At 64.9% G+C, this 13,027-nt stretch carries 11 protein-coding genes; 4 read left to right on the top strand and 7 right to left on the bottom strand.

All coding sequences use genetic code 11. From position 1 onward, the window contains the following. Positions 1 to 9 precede the first annotated feature (9 nt). A complete protein-coding gene (locus CRO22_RS01480) occupies positions 10 to 1,785 on the bottom strand; it encodes a sensor domain-containing phosphodiesterase (RefSeq protein ID WP_097068332.1) in 1,776 nt (591 codons plus the stop codon). 268 nt (positions 1,786 to 2,053) lie between these two features. On the opposite strand from CRO22_RS01480, the gene metG reads away from it, so the two are divergent. Together metG and rocF are read left to right on the top strand one after the other, a co-directional pair. After that, the gene (gene metG, locus CRO22_RS01485; protein WP_097068333.1) at positions 2,054 to 3,763 is read left to right on the top strand and encodes a methionine--tRNA ligase; all 1,710 of its coding nucleotides are present in this window, start codon (positions 2,054 to 2,056) and stop codon (positions 3,761 to 3,763) included. Between the two features lie 60 nt (positions 3,764 to 3,823). After that, positions 3,824 to 4,747 (top strand): arginase, encoded by a 924-nt coding sequence (gene rocF / locus CRO22_RS01490; protein ID WP_097068334.1) that lies wholly within the window; start codon positions 3,824 to 3,826, stop codon positions 4,745 to 4,747. Here rocF and CRO22_RS01495 read toward each other — a convergent pair whose 3' ends face one another. The 6 genes from CRO22_RS01495 to CRO22_RS01520 all read right to left on the bottom strand — a co-directional run bounded on the left by CRO22_RS01495 (position 4,748) and on the right by CRO22_RS01520 (position 9,243). Continuing rightward, positions 4,748 to 5,236, bottom strand: a complete 489-nt coding sequence (locus CRO22_RS01495; protein ID WP_097068335.1) for a holin family protein — start codon at positions 5,234 to 5,236, stop codon at positions 4,748 to 4,750. Then, positions 5,227 to 5,838, bottom strand: a complete 612-nt coding sequence (locus CRO22_RS01500) for a holin-associated N-acetylmuramidase (RefSeq protein WP_097068336.1) — start codon at positions 5,836 to 5,838, stop codon at positions 5,227 to 5,229. Before CRO22_RS01500 ends, CRO22_RS01495 begins: the two co-directional genes overlap by 10 nt. Positions 5,839 to 5,907: 69 nt before the next feature. After that, positions 5,908 to 6,351 (bottom strand): cytochrome c maturation protein CcmE, encoded by a 444-nt coding sequence (gene ccmE / locus CRO22_RS01505; protein ID WP_097068337.1) that lies wholly within the window; start codon positions 6,349 to 6,351, stop codon positions 5,908 to 5,910. Positions 6,352 to 6,420: 69 nt separating this feature from the next. Next, on the bottom strand, positions 6,421 to 7,449 hold the full coding sequence (gene argC, locus CRO22_RS01510) for an N-acetyl-gamma-glutamyl-phosphate reductase (protein ID WP_097068843.1): 1,029 nt from the start codon (positions 7,447 to 7,449) through the stop codon (positions 6,421 to 6,423). A 180-nt stretch (positions 7,450 to 7,629) separates the two neighbouring features. After that, positions 7,630 to 8,235, bottom strand: coding sequence for a VPLPA-CTERM sorting domain-containing protein (locus CRO22_RS01515; RefSeq protein ID WP_097068338.1), 606 nt, complete (start codon positions 8,233 to 8,235; stop codon positions 7,630 to 7,632). Positions 8,236 to 8,430: 195 nt separating this feature from the next. Beyond that, positions 8,431 to 9,243: a glutamate racemase gene (locus CRO22_RS01520; protein WP_097068339.1), complete on the bottom strand. Its 813-nt coding sequence runs from the start codon at positions 9,241 to 9,243 to the stop codon at positions 8,431 to 8,433. 246 nt (positions 9,244 to 9,489) lie between these two features. On the opposite strand from CRO22_RS01520, the gene CRO22_RS01525 reads away from it, so the two are divergent. Together CRO22_RS01525 and purL are read left to right on the top strand one after the other, a co-directional pair. Beyond that, on the top strand, positions 9,490 to 10,398 hold the full coding sequence (locus CRO22_RS01525; protein WP_097068340.1) for a LysR family transcriptional regulator: 909 nt from the start codon (positions 9,490 to 9,492) through the stop codon (positions 10,396 to 10,398). Positions 10,399 to 10,861: 463 nt separating this feature from the next. Beyond that, the gene (purL, locus tag CRO22_RS01530) at positions 10,862 to 13,024 is read left to right on the top strand and encodes a phosphoribosylformylglycinamidine synthase subunit PurL (RefSeq protein ID WP_097068341.1); all 2,163 of its coding nucleotides are present in this window, start codon (positions 10,862 to 10,864) and stop codon (positions 13,022 to 13,024) included. Positions 13,025 to 13,027 lie beyond the last annotated feature (3 nt).

A 13,027-nucleotide genomic window follows, 5' to 3' on the forward strand; every position in this document is an offset into this window, starting at 1 on the left:
GGGCCCGGGTCAGTCCTGAAAGCCGTCGTCCTGCACGTCGATGAGTGCGCCTCCCCTGACGAGGCCGAGCCGATGGGCACAGGCCCGTGCCGTCAAGGGGCGCCCCCACAGATAGCCCTGACCCACATCAAAGCCAAGCGCGCGCATCTGCGCCGCCGCGGCCTCGTTCTCCACCCCCTCGACGACCGTGCCGAGCCCGAGTGTCACCGCGAGATTGCGCATCGATTCGAGGATCGCGCGATAGGCCATACCCGCACCGAGTCCATCGACAAAGCTCTTGTCGATCTTGATCTTGTCGACCTTGTGGCGCGCAAGCGAGGCGAGCGAGGCATAGCCCGTGCCGAAATCGTCAAGCACCAGTCCGACGCCGAGCCCGCGCAGCGCCGCCAGCACCTCGACCTCGCGCTCGGCGGCGCTGGCAAGAACGATGTCTTCAGTGATTTCCACCTCGAGCCGGGAGGGCTCAAGCCCGGTCTCGGCAAGCACGGAGCGCACTTGCGCGGGCAAGATCGCCGGGTCGAACTGGCGCGGGAAGACATTGACGGCAATCGTCAGCGGATGCGCAAGACGGCGGTTCCATTCCGCCACCTGCGTGCAGGCCTCGCGCAAGACCCATTCGCCAACCTGAATGGACAAATCACTTGCGCCGAGCACCTCCATGAAGCTGCCCGGCATCAGAAGCCCCCAGTCGGGATGACGCCAGCGCAGCAACGCCTCCACCGCCACCACAGCGCCGGTCTCAAGCGCGACTTGCGGCTGATAATGCAACTCAAATTCGCCGGCCTCGATCGCCTGACGCAGATTGAGCAGCACGCGGTTGCAATGCTCCACCCGGCGGCGCAGCGCCGGATCATAGGCTACGGGACGGTTGCAGTTTTCCTGTGAAGCCGTGAGCGCGAGCCCGGCATCGGAGAGCAGCGCCTCGGCATCGGCCTCGGCCGCGGGGGCGCTGGCATGACCGATCGCCGCCTCAAGATGCAACATATGCGCGCCGAGCCGCAACGGCTCCTGCATGAGCGCACCGATCGCGGCCAGCGCCGCTTCGGGTGTTTGCTGGGTTTCGCTCAGCGCAACGAGATAGGCAAAGCGGTTTTCCCCAGTCTGATACAGTCGGATCCGCTCCGTCTGCGCGCCGCGCAACCGGGTGGCGCAGGCGAGGTCAAGCATCTCGGCATTGCGCCGCGCTTCCGTCGCCCGGTAGCGGCCAAGCTGGGCCACATCGACAAGAACCACGCAGACCGCATCGCCGCGCGTCTTCGTGGTCTCCAGAAGCCTGTCGAGATCGGCCCGCAACGCCTCTGCCGTGGGCAGCCGGGTCGTGACCTGCCGGGGCGGGGTCGGGCGCCGGGACTGCGCCTCGATCTCGTTCCCGATCCGGCCCTCGGCGGGTTCGGCGGGCTGCACGAAGGCAAAAAGACGCCCACTTGCGGGGTTGTGCCGGACGCTCACCTCAAGCGTAAAATCATGCCCATCGCGATGGCGCGCCTGCAACAGCCGCAAGGGGCTCGCGCCATAGCCGGACTTTGCCGCCGGATGCGGCAGGAAGGGCAAGCGGCTGAGCCGCGGGGTGGTCGCATTGGCGAAAGGCTCGGCGGCCGGAGAGCCCGCGCGCGGATCGGCTGTGCATTCGGGGACGAGGCCATTGATCATCTGTCCCAGCATCTCGCTTTCGAGATAGCCAAACATGGCCGCCGCAGCGGCATTGGCGAAGTCGATTCGCCCGAATGCGTCAACGCCAATCACACCGTCGGCGGGCGCGCCACGGAAGGGCCAGGTGATATCCATGTTGGATCCGTTGCAAGTATCCGGGTGGGGTCCGATACACTCGTCAAGCACACTCTAGGGTTGTGACTGGTTCCCTCCGTGAGCGCAAACGAATTCGTGTTCTCTTGATCCGACGTGCTGTCGCAGGGGGCGGGCGTGGCTTTGATGCACCGATTTCGGGCAAAAGGCGCTGGCCTCGGGCGCGCTTGCAGGCTAAACGGCGACAACCATCGCGGCGCGGACCCCAAACGGGGCCGACGCGACGGGTTCGAAACTGCGAGGCAAGGTCATGGCGCGGCATCTCATCACCTCGGCGATTCCCTATATCAACGGCATCAAGCATCTGGGCAATCTCGTGGGGAGCCAGCTGCCTGCGGACCTTTATGCGCGCTATCTGCGCGGGCGCGGCCATGACGTGATGTTCATCTGCGCCACCGACGAGCATGGCACCCCCGCCGAGCTTGCTGCCGCCAAGGCGGGCAAACCGGTCGCCGATTACTGCGCCGAAATGCATGACGTGCAGGCGGAGATCGCCGCCGGCTTCCGGCTCAGCTTCGACCATTTCGGCCGCTCCTCCTCGCCGCAAAACCACGCGCTGACGCAACATTTTGCGCGCGTGCTGGGCGAACAGGGGCTGATCCGCGAAGTAACGGAAAAGCAGATGTATTCGGTGGCCGATGGCCGCTTCCTGCCCGACCGCTATATCGAGGGCACTTGCCCGAACTGCGGTTATACATCCGCACGCGGCGACCAGTGCGACAATTGCACCAAGCAGCTCGACCCGGTTGATCTGATCAACCCGCACTCCGTGATCTCGGGCTCGACCGATCTCGAGATGCGCGAGACGAAGCACCTGTTCCTGCGCCAATCCGCGATGAAAGCAAAGCTCGCGGACTGGATCGACTCGAAAACCGACTGGCCGGTGCTGACCACCTCCATTGCCCGGAAATGGCTCTTCGACGGCGAGGGGCTGCAGGATCGCGGCATCACCCGCGATCTGAGCTGGGGCGTGCCCGCGCAGTTCGAGGGCGCCCCCTGGGCAGGCATGGAAGGCAAGGTCTTCTACGTCTGGTTCGACGCGCCGATCGAATATATCGCCGGCACCCAGGAATGGGCCGATGCGACAGGCGGCGACTGGGCGCGCTGGTGGCGCACCGACAAAGGCGCAGAAGACGTGACCTATACCCAGTTCATGGGCAAGGACAACGTGCCCTTCCACACGCTCGGGTTCCCGGTGACGATCCTCGGCTCGGGCGAGCCCTGGAAGCTCGTCGATTACATCAAGTCCTTCAACTACCTGAACTATGACGGCGGCCAGTTCTCCACCTCGCGCGGTCGCGGCGTGTTCATGGATCAGGCGCTCAGTATCCTGCCCGCCGATTACTGGCGCTGGTGGCTTTTGTCCCACGCGCCCGAAAGCGCCGATGCCGAATTCACCTGGGAGAATTTCCAAAGCTCGGTGAACAAGGATCTGGCCGATGTGCTCGGCAACCTCGTGAGCCGCGTCACCAAGTTCTGCAACGCGAAGTTCGGGCTCGAAGTGCCGAGCGAGGTGGTGCTGGGCGAGCGCGAGACGGCACTGATGGCCCAGTTCAGCGAAGGCCTCGCGGCTTACGTCAAGGCGATGGACGCGATTCAGGTGCGCCGCTCGGCGGAAGAGCTGCGCGCGCTCTGGGTGCTGGGCAACGAATATCTGCAGGCCGCCGCGCCCTGGAGCGTGGTGAAGACCGACGAGGCGGCCGCGCGCGGCATCATCGCCTTCGCGCTCAATCTGATCCGGCTTTACGCGGTGCTCTCGCGCCCCTTCATTCCCGATGCGGCGCAGGCGATCATGACCGCGCTTGATTGCGAGGACTGGTCCTGGCCCGAGGATCTCGATACCGCGATTCGCGCGCTTCCGGCCGGGCACAGGTTCACCGTGCCCGAAAACCTGTTCCGCAAGATCACCGACGAGGAACGGGAAGACTGGGCCAAACGGTTCGCGGGGCGGCGCGACTGAGCGGGCGCGCCCCTTTTTTCTCTGCCCGACCGCTCTAGTTCAGAGCCAAAGGAGAGCGCCATGAGCCAGATCTGTATCCTGATCGGGGCGCCTGTCGACAGCGGGCAGAAACGGGCGGGCTGTCTGATGGGCCCGGCCGCCTATCGCGTCGCCGGGCTCGCCGAGACGCTCACCTCGCTTGGCCATAAGGTGATCGACCGCGGCGATTGCGCGCCCGTTCCTCACCCGCCGATGGCGCATGCAAACCCCGCCGTGCACCATCTGGCCGAGACGGTCGGCTGGACCGAAGTGCTCGCCGCCGCCGGGCAGACCGCCGCGGCCGAGGGCTTCCCGATCTTTCTCGGCGGCGATCATTCGCTCTCGCTCGGCTCGGTCGCCGGTGTGGCCGCGCATGCCAGGGCCCTCGGGCGGCCGCTGTTCCTGCTCTGGCTCGATGCGCACACCGATTTTCACACGCTCGCCAGCACGCAGTCGGGCAATCTGCATGGCACGCCCGTCGCCTATATCTCGGGGCGCAGCGGCTTCGAGATGTTCCCCCCCTTCCCCACGCCAGTGCCCGGAGAGCGGATCTGCATGCTCGGCATTCGCTCGGTCGATGAGGCCGAACAGGCCGCGCTGATCCCCGAAGACGTCGAGATCGCCGATATGCGCGTGCTCGACGAGCGCGGCATCGGCGCCCCCTTGCGCGAATTTCTTGCCAAGGTGGCGGCGGCAAACGGCCTCCTCCATGTCTCGCTCGATGTCGATTTTCTCGATCCCTCGATCGCGCCAGCCGTCGGCACCACCGTGCCCGGCGGCACCACCTTCCGCGAAGCGCATCTGGTGATGGAGCTTTTGCACGAATCCGGGCTTGTCTCCTCGCTCGATCTCGTGGAGCTGAACCCGTTTCTCGACGAACGCGGCCGCACCGCGCGGCTGATGGTCGATCTGGTCGCTTCCCTGATGGGGCGGAAAGTGTTCGACCGCCCCACCCGGCAGTTCTGATCAGAACTGCGCTTTTGCCAGCAGCTCTGCAAGCGCGGCGTTTTCCGCACCGGGCGGAGGCGCCGCGGGTGACGAGGCCGCGGCAACAGGCGTGCGGTTGCGAAAATGATAGGCCTCGCGGGCGCCGAAATAGAAACTGACGATCGCCCCCAAAAGCCACCAGAGCGGCTCGGGCACCTGGTTGAGGCCCACCATGCGCGCTGAAAACCCCGCCGGATCGATCATGGCATAGACGAAGAGCCCGAGCGTACCGAGCGCGAGCATCGGCCGCGGCAGCCGGTTCAACCCGTTCACGAAGCGGTCGAAAAGACCGGGACTTGCATATTGAAACTCCGCCCCGTGCTCGTTGAGCGCCGCGAGATAAGCGGCCGCATCGGCCTCGAGCTTTTTCGTGGCATTCGGCGTGAAGACCTCGGCGACCGAGGTCACCGCGCCGCCCAGCGCAGTTGTGGCCGCGCCCCCGCCCAGAACCCGGCCGATCAGCCCCATTGCGCCACCCGTTCGCGATGCTGGGCCGCGCTCAGATGGAAGCGCGGCGAAATGAACTCCTCGGCGCGCAGGATCCAGCCGCCCTTGGTGCCGCGCCGGGTGGTGGCATATTTGCGGCTCGCCGGGCGGCGGTCGGCGAGCGCGTAGTAATAGTTGCGGCGTGCGATCCCGTAGGCATCGGCAAAAAGCGTGGGGTCGGGCGCGGCGGCCGCGCGCGCCGCGGCCACGGTCTTCGGCCCGACGGCACCATCGACCGCCACGGTTTCGCCCAGGCTTCCCAGAAGCTCCTGCAGGATCCGGATCGCCTGCGCGCCCGCATTCACCTGCATGTCGAAGACCGACGCCTGCACCGCCTGCGGCAACAGGTCGATCCTCGGGCGGTGGTAGTAGTGCTTGACGAAGATCTCGACCGCCTGGTCCGCGCTCAACCGCCGCAGATCGCGGGTATCGACGGTGCCGTCCCCGGTCAGATCAAGCCCGAGCCCCTGCAGCGTGGCGAGCGTCACACCGTGATGCGTCGCCCCGCCCGGGTCATCCGGGTCGTCCGCATAGCCGCCCTCACGGACGACGATTTCCCGTGCAATCTCTTCAACCGATTTCATGCCTCTCTCCCGAACTGGTGGGGAGAGGCTCGCGAAATCAGATTAACGGCGCGCAGACGCGCCGTGCGCTCAGCTGTTCGGGGCGCGGTAGACGCCCTGTTCCTTCAGCGCGTCGGTCACTTCCTTGGGCATGTAATTCTCGTCATGCTTGGCGAGGATCTCCCTGGCCACGAAGACGCCATCGACCATCGAGCCAGTGCCGACCATGCCCTTGTTCTCGCCAAAGAGATCGGGCAGCACGCCGGTGAAGCGCACCGGGATCGTGGCGCCGCCATCGGTCACCGCGAAGGTCACGGTCTCGCCCTGCCCGCGCTGGAGCGTGCCTGCCTCAACCAAGCCGCCAAGCCGGAACACCTCATCGGGGCTGGGCGGTTCGGCCGCAATCTGCGAGGGTGCACGGAAGAAGTTGATGCCATCGCGCATGCCGTAGCCAATGAGCGCGGTGGAAAGCGCCAGCGCGAAACCCGTCATCAACAGGATCTGGATCCGCCGCTTCTTCTTGAGGTTCTTCATCGCGCTTCCTCCGCTTCCGTTCGCACCGCGATCAAAGGCACATATGCGAGAGATATTCCCTGACCGGGATCAAGGGAAGACCGGGGCGAGCATCAGCCCCATCGTCTCGGGCAGGCCGAGCATCAGGTTGGCGTTCTGGATTGCCTGCCCCGAGGAACCTTTGGTGAGGTTGTCGATCGCCACCGTGACAAGCGCGCGCCCCGGCAGCCGGTCACCCGTCACGCCCAGATGCACGAAGTTCGAGCCCGCAACCGAACGGGTCGAGGCAAGCTGGCCAAAGGGCAGCACCTCGAGGAACACCTCGCCTTGATAGCGCGCCGCCAGCGTGGCGTGAATTTCCTCAGCATTCCCGCGCACATAGACCGTGCCCAGAATACCGCGGTTGAAGGGCATCAGATGCGGGGTGAACTGCACCAGCACCGGGCGCCCCGCGAGTTTGGAAAACTCCTGATCGAACTCGCCCAAATGCCGATGTTTGCCGCCCGCCGAATAGGGCATGGTGCCGCCCGAAAGCTCAGCATGCAGAAGATTTTCCTTCAGGCTGCGCCCTGCCCCCGAAACCCCCGCTTTGAGGTCGATCACGATCTCGTCAAGCTCGATCACGCCGGCCTCGATCAACGGCCGGATCGCATATTGCCCGGCCGCGGCATTGCAGCCGGTGCCTGCGCACAGCCGCGCAGCGCGAATCTCGTCACGGTAGAACTCGGTCAGCCCGTAAACGGCTTCCTGTTGCAATTCCACCGCGGCATGGGGCTTGCCATACCACTTTTCGTATTCCGCCGGATCGCGCAGCCGGAAATCGGCGGAAAGGTCGACCACCTTGAGCGTGCGCGGCAGCTCCTTGATCACCGCCTGCGAGGTGGCATGCGGCAGCGCGCAGAAGGCGAGATCCACGGCCGAGAAATCGATCTCCTCGATCTTGCACAGATCGGGAAGGCCGAGGTGGCGCAGATGCGGAAACACCTCGCCCATGCTCATCCCCGCCTTTCGGTCGCCCGAAAGCGCCACGATCTTCATCCCGGGATGGGTGGCGATGATCCGGACGAGCTCGGCGCCGGTATAGCCGGAAGCTCCGAGAATGGCGATGCTCTGCATGATCGGCTCCGATGCATTAAGGTCACCTGCCCATACTGCGCCGATCCGGATTTTTCCAGAGCGGATGGCGGCTTCGGGCAAATCCGCATGGCAGTTCAAACGCCAAAGGCCGGAGCGCCCGGCGCCCCGGCCTTGTGCAACTGTGCCCCCCGCATGGCGGAGCGGATTGGGCGTCTTGCCCGGTCAGGCCAGCCGGGCCTTGCGGCGACGCCCGAAGGCCGCCAGAGCCGCCATCCCGGTGAGCAGAAGTCCGGCCGACGCCGACAGCGGCACGGCAGCGAGAGGCTCTTGTTGATCGCTCTCGACCGAGTTCACGCTCAGCGTATAGTCCAGCTTCGAGCCATAGGTGTTGACGATCGCAATATAAAGCGTCGTGACCCCCGAAAGCGCAATCGTCAACGTATCTTCAAGCGAGCCAATCGTCCCCCAGATCGACGAGAGATACCCGATCGAGAAACCACCCGCCGAAGTTCCGTCCCAGGCCCATTCGAAAGGTTCGGTGCTGTAGAGCACGGAGCCGCCCGCGCCATACCAGCCCGAACTGTAGTAGCTCGCCGCCGAGAAATCGATGGTGATGCCGGTGACACTCGAATCGAGCCCCGTGAGTTCGATGACATCCACGTCGCCGCCTGACCCGGAGCCGGTTACCGTGTCGGTGCCCGCGGCGATCACCGTCGGGCTGGTCCAGACCGAGGAGAATTCACCGCTGCCGCTCTCGGTCACGGTCGCCGCGCCCGCGGGAAGTGCCGCCGCGATCAGGGCAGCAGAGATCCAGTATTTCATGTTCATCACAACACCCCATGCGTTGGCCGATGCGGTCCGGGCAGGCGCCCTGCACCGCATGTGGAAAAGGTTGGTGACGATTGCTTAACCATGACATTGGGCGAGATTGCGGCAGGAAGCGGGCAAGAAATGGCACATGTGCCGCAAATCCTGCCCTTCATCCGCGGCGCCTGCCCTGTGCGCGCCGGAGCGTTCCCGACGTCAGGCCGCCTCGAAACGGATCGGTTGGCGCAGGAATTGCGTTGCATGCACCGAAACCGAGGCCGGATCGCCGGTGGTGAGATATTTCGACACCGTGCCGGACCCGAGGAATTCGGGGCGCCGCGCAAGATAATCCGCAAGGCTTTCGGCCACCAGATTGGCCTGACTGTAAACCTTCACCTCCGCGCCCAGCGCTTGCTGGAACGTGTCCTGCATCAACGGATAATGGGTACAGCCAAGGATCGCCGCCTCGGGATGCGGCATGCGCCGCTTCAGCGCCTCGACATGGCTTTTCACCAGCGCCTCGGCGAGAATTTCATCCCCCGCCTCGATCGCATCCACCACACCACCGCAGGGCTGCGCCTCGACATCCACGCCAATCGCGCGATAGGCCAGCTCGCGCTGGAACGCCCGGCTTGCCACTGTCGCGGGCGTGGCAAAAAGTGCGACATGCTTCACCGCCACTTCGCGGGGGGGCGAGTTGTCGCCCCATTGCCGCTCGGTGAGCGCCTCGATCAGTGGCACGAAGACGCCGAGCACGCGCTTGTCCTTCGGAATCCAGCGCTCCTGCATGCGCTTGAGCGCCGCCGCCGAGGCGGTGTTGCAGGCGAGGATCACCAGATCGCACCCCTCGTCCCAGAGCCGCTCGACGCCCCTGCAGGTGAGATTGAAGATGTCTTCGGCGTCGCGCACCCCGTAAGGCGCATGTGCATTGTCGCCGTAATAGCAAAAGGCCACTTCGGGCAGACGCTTCGAGACCGCACGATGCACGGTCAGCCCGCCGAGCCCACTGTCGAACACCCCAACCGCCATGCCTGCCTCCCTCTCGCCGCCGTTCGAGCGGTCCTCTTTCCGGTTCTAAGCCTCTCGCCTGCGGAAATAAACGCCTATTGCGCGCACGAAAGCGACAGCACCGCCCGGAGCGGTGCAGATCGGTCGCGCCGCGGGAAAAGTTCGGGCGCTAACAGAGAATTTGAGCGAAAGTCATTTGTTAAGGCGAGAGGGTTTAGGTATGCAGCGAGCGCAAGACTGCTATGAACGGGTGTCGATGTGAACGGAATGGACTGGGACAAGCTGCGAATTTTCCATGCGGTGGCCGATGCCGGCTCGCTGACGCATGCCGGAGATGCGCTGCACCTGTCGCAATCCGCCGTCAGCCGGCAAATTCGCGCACTTGAGGAATCTCTCGGCACGACGCTCTTTCACCGCCACGCCCGCGGGCTGATCCTGACCGAACAGGGCGAGCTCCTGTTCGACGCCACTTCGACGATGGCGAAAAAACTTGATTCCGCCGCCGCGCGCATCCGCGACAGCGAAGAAGAAGTGTTCGGAGAGCTGCGCGTCACCACCACGGTGGGCTTTGGCACGATGTGGCTCGCGCCGCGGCTGGTGAAGCTTTACGAGCGCTACCCGGAGCTGAAAATCGACCTTCTGCTTGAGGAGCGCGTGCTCGACCTGCCGATGCGCGAGGCCGATGTGGCGATCCGCATGAAGGAGCCCGCGCAGGCCGACCTGATCCGCAAGCGGCTCCTCAACATCCGCATGCGGCTTTACGCGACCCCCGAATATCTTGACCTCGCGGGACGGCCCGAACGGCTCGCCGACATGGGCACGCATCGGCTGATCTGTCAGAACCCCTCCACGCCGCAGGTGCAAGCGGGCGCACAGCTAACGCAAAGCGTGATGGCGCAGGGCATCCATTCGACGCTGATGGTGAATAACTATTTCGGCGTGCTGCAGGGGGTGCTGAACCATGTCGGCATCGGCGTCCTGCCCGATTATCTCACCGCTGATTTCCCGCTTCTTGAACGGGTGTTGCCGGAGATCGAATCGGTCGAAGTGCCGGTCTTCCTCGCTTATCCCGAGGAGCTCCGCTCCTCGCGCCGGGTGAACGCGTTTCGCGATTTCGTACAGGAAGAGATCCTCGCCTATCGCCGCGCCCAGACCGGCGATAGCGCGCTCGACTGAGCCCGGGGCTTCCCGAGTCATGGCGCCCGGAAGCTGGCCGTTCCACTCCTGATTGCAGGCAAACCGGCCCCGCCGCGGGTGGGCCGCGTTTTCCGCAGGGATTGGCATTGAAGCCATGCCCCCAACGCATGGCGGCCATGCCGCATCTGCAGCATGATTCCCCTTGAACGGTTTTCACTCTGCTCATAAATCGAGCGCTGAAGGGGATGCTTCGAGGAAACTCTCATCACCTTCTACCTCCCTGTTGGACTAAGGCCGAGCTTGTCTCGGCCATTTTTTTGCGCAGCAGGATACTCGGGCGCCTTCGCCGCCCCGATCCCCCCTCCCCGACCTCGCGCCCCGAACAGCACAGGCCAACAACCTCCGCGCGAAATGGCGCGCCACGCCTTTTCGCATCCCGCCCCTTTCCCCGAAGGCCCACATGCACTAAGGGAAGCGCAACGCGCCGATGCCGGAGGAACCGATGACCGAGCCGCAAATCACCCCCGACCTGATTGCCGCCCACGGGCTCAAGCCGGATGAATACGAGCGCCTCCTCGAGATCCTCGGGCGCGCCCCGAGCTTCACCGAACTGGGCATTTTCTCGGCGATGTGGAACGAGCATTGTTCCTACAAATCCTCGAAAAAATGGCTGCGCACGCTGCACACTACCGGGCCGCAAGTGATCTGCGGGCCGGGCGAGAATGCGGGTGTGGTCGACATTGGCGACGGGCAGGCGATCATCTTCAAGATGGAGAGCCACAACCACCCGAGCTATATCGAGCCGCATCAGGGCGCAGCGACCGGCGTGGGCGGCATCCTGCGCGATGTCTTCACCATGGGCGCGCGCCCGATTGCGGCGATGGACAGCCTCTCCTTTGGCGTGACCTCTCACCCCAAAACGCCGCATCTGGTGAAAGGCGTGGTCGAGGGCGTGGGCGGTTACGGCAACTGCTTTGGCGTGCCGAACGTGGGCGGTGAAGTGCGCTTCCATCCCTCCTACAACGGCAACTGCCTCGTGAACGCCTTTGCCGCGGGCCTCGCGCAGACCGACAACATCTTCTATTGCGCCGCCTCGGGCGTGGGCATGCCGGTGGTTTACCTTGGCGCCAAGACCGGGCGCGACGGCGTCGGCGGCGCGACGATGGCCTCGGCCGAATTTGACGAAACGATCGAGGAGAAACGCCCGACCGTCCAAGTCGGCGACCCCTTCGTGGAAAAATGCCTGATGGAAGCCTGCATGGAGCTGATGCAGACCGACTCCGTCATTTCGATTCAGGACATGGGCGCCGCGGGGCTGACCTGCTCCGCCGTCGAAATGGGCGACAAGGGGGGCTTGGGTATCAAGCTCAACCTCGATGCCGTGCCGCAGCGCGAGGCGCGCATGACCGCCTATGAGATGATGCTCTCCGAAAGCCAGGAGCGGATGCTCATGGTGCTCAAACCCGAGAAAGAGGCGGAAGCCCGCGCGATCTTCGAGAAATGGGATCTCGATTTCGCCATCGTTGGCGAGACCATCGCCGAGGATCGCTTCCTCATCCTGCACGGCAACGAGGTCAAGGCGGATATCCCGCTCTCCAAGCTCTCGTCCGCCGCGCCCGAATATGACCGCCCCTGGGTGCCGACGCCCGCCGCCGCGCCGCTTGAGGCCCTGCCCGAAATCACCCCCATCGCCGCGCTCAAGGCGCTGATCGGCTCGCCCAACTATGCGGCGAAAAACTGGGTGTTCGAACAATATGACACGCAGGTGATGGCCGATACCGTGCGCCGCCCCGGCCTTGGCGCGGGTGTGGTGCGCATCCACGGCACCAATAAGGCCGTCGCCTTCACCTCCGATGTGACGCCGCGCTACGTGAAAGCGAACCCGGTTGAGGGCGGCAAGCAGGCGGTGGCCGAGGCGTACCGCAATCTTTGCGCCGTCGGCGCGCTGCCGCTGGCCACCACCGACAACATGAACTTCGGCAACCCCGAAAAACCCGAGATCATGGGCCAGTTCGTTGGCGCCATTCAAGGCATCTCCGAGGCCTGCCGCGCGCTCGACTTCCCGATCGTGTCCGGCAACGTCTCACTTTACAACGAGACCGACGGCTCCGGCATCCTGCCCACCCCGACCATTGGCGCGGTGGGGCTCTTGACATCGCTCGACGAGCTGATCGGGGGCCTGCCTGCCGATGGCGACATCGCGCTCCTCATCGGCACCACCGCGGGTCATCTTGGCCAATCGGCGCTCGCCGCCGAGGCCTTCGGCATCGAGGCCGGCGATGCGCCGCCGGTGGATCTTGCCGCGGAGCGCAAGCATGGCGCGTTCCTGCGTGCCAATGGCCGGCTCGTGCATGGCGCGACCGACCTTGCCGATGGCGGGCTCGCGCTTGCCGCCTTCGAGATGGCGGAAGCCGCGGGGCTTGGCATCCAGCTTGACGAATCCGCGATTGACCAGCTCTTCGGGGAGGATCAGGCGCGTTACCTTGTGGCCTGCGACGAGGCGGGCGCGCAAGCGCTCGAGGCCGCTGCCGCGGCTGCGGGTGTGCCCGTCGAACGTGTCGGGATCTTCGGCGGAACCGAGGTGATTTTCGGCGCCGACCGTGCACCGATGGCCGACCTCTCCACCCTCTATCGCACCGCCTTTGCCGCGGCGGTGGCAGGCTGAGGG

The sequence above is a fragment of the Rhodobacter maris genome (assembly GCF_900217815.1).
GTDB classification, from domain to species: domain Bacteria; phylum Pseudomonadota; class Alphaproteobacteria; order Rhodobacterales; family Rhodobacteraceae; genus Rhodobacter; species Rhodobacter maris.

Excerpts from the sequence above, each read along its gene's own strand:
- CRO22_RS01525 (WP_097068340.1), top strand. The coding sequence starts at position 9,490 with ATGGACTGGGACAAGCTGCGAATTTTCCATGCGGTGGCCGATGCCGGC.
- CRO22_RS01500 (WP_097068336.1), bottom strand. The coding sequence starts at position 5,838 with ATGAAATCGGTTGAAGAGATTGCACGGGAAATCGTCGTCCGTGAGGGC.
- rocF (WP_097068334.1), top strand. The coding sequence starts at position 3,824 with ATGAGCCAGATCTGTATCCTGATCGGGGCGCCTGTCGACAGCGGGCAG.
- metG (WP_097068333.1), top strand. The coding sequence starts at position 2,054 with ATGGCGCGGCATCTCATCACCTCGGCGATTCCCTATATCAACGGCATC.
- ccmE (WP_097068337.1), bottom strand. The coding sequence starts at position 6,351 with ATGAAGAACCTCAAGAAGAAGCGGCGGATCCAGATCCTGTTGATGACG.
- CRO22_RS01520 (WP_097068339.1), bottom strand. The coding sequence starts at position 9,243 with ATGGCGGTTGGGGTGTTCGACAGTGGGCTCGGCGGGCTGACCGTGCAT.
- CRO22_RS01495 (WP_097068335.1), bottom strand. The coding sequence starts at position 5,236 with ATGGGGCTGATCGGCCGGGTTCTGGGCGGGGGCGCGGCCACAACTGCG.
- purL (WP_097068341.1), top strand. The coding sequence starts at position 10,862 with ATGACCGAGCCGCAAATCACCCCCGACCTGATTGCCGCCCACGGGCTC.
- CRO22_RS01480 (WP_097068332.1), bottom strand. The coding sequence starts at position 1,785 with ATGGATATCACCTGGCCCTTCCGTGGCGCGCCCGCCGACGGTGTGATT.
- CRO22_RS01515 (WP_097068338.1), bottom strand. The coding sequence starts at position 8,235 with ATGAACATGAAATACTGGATCTCTGCTGCCCTGATCGCGGCGGCACTT.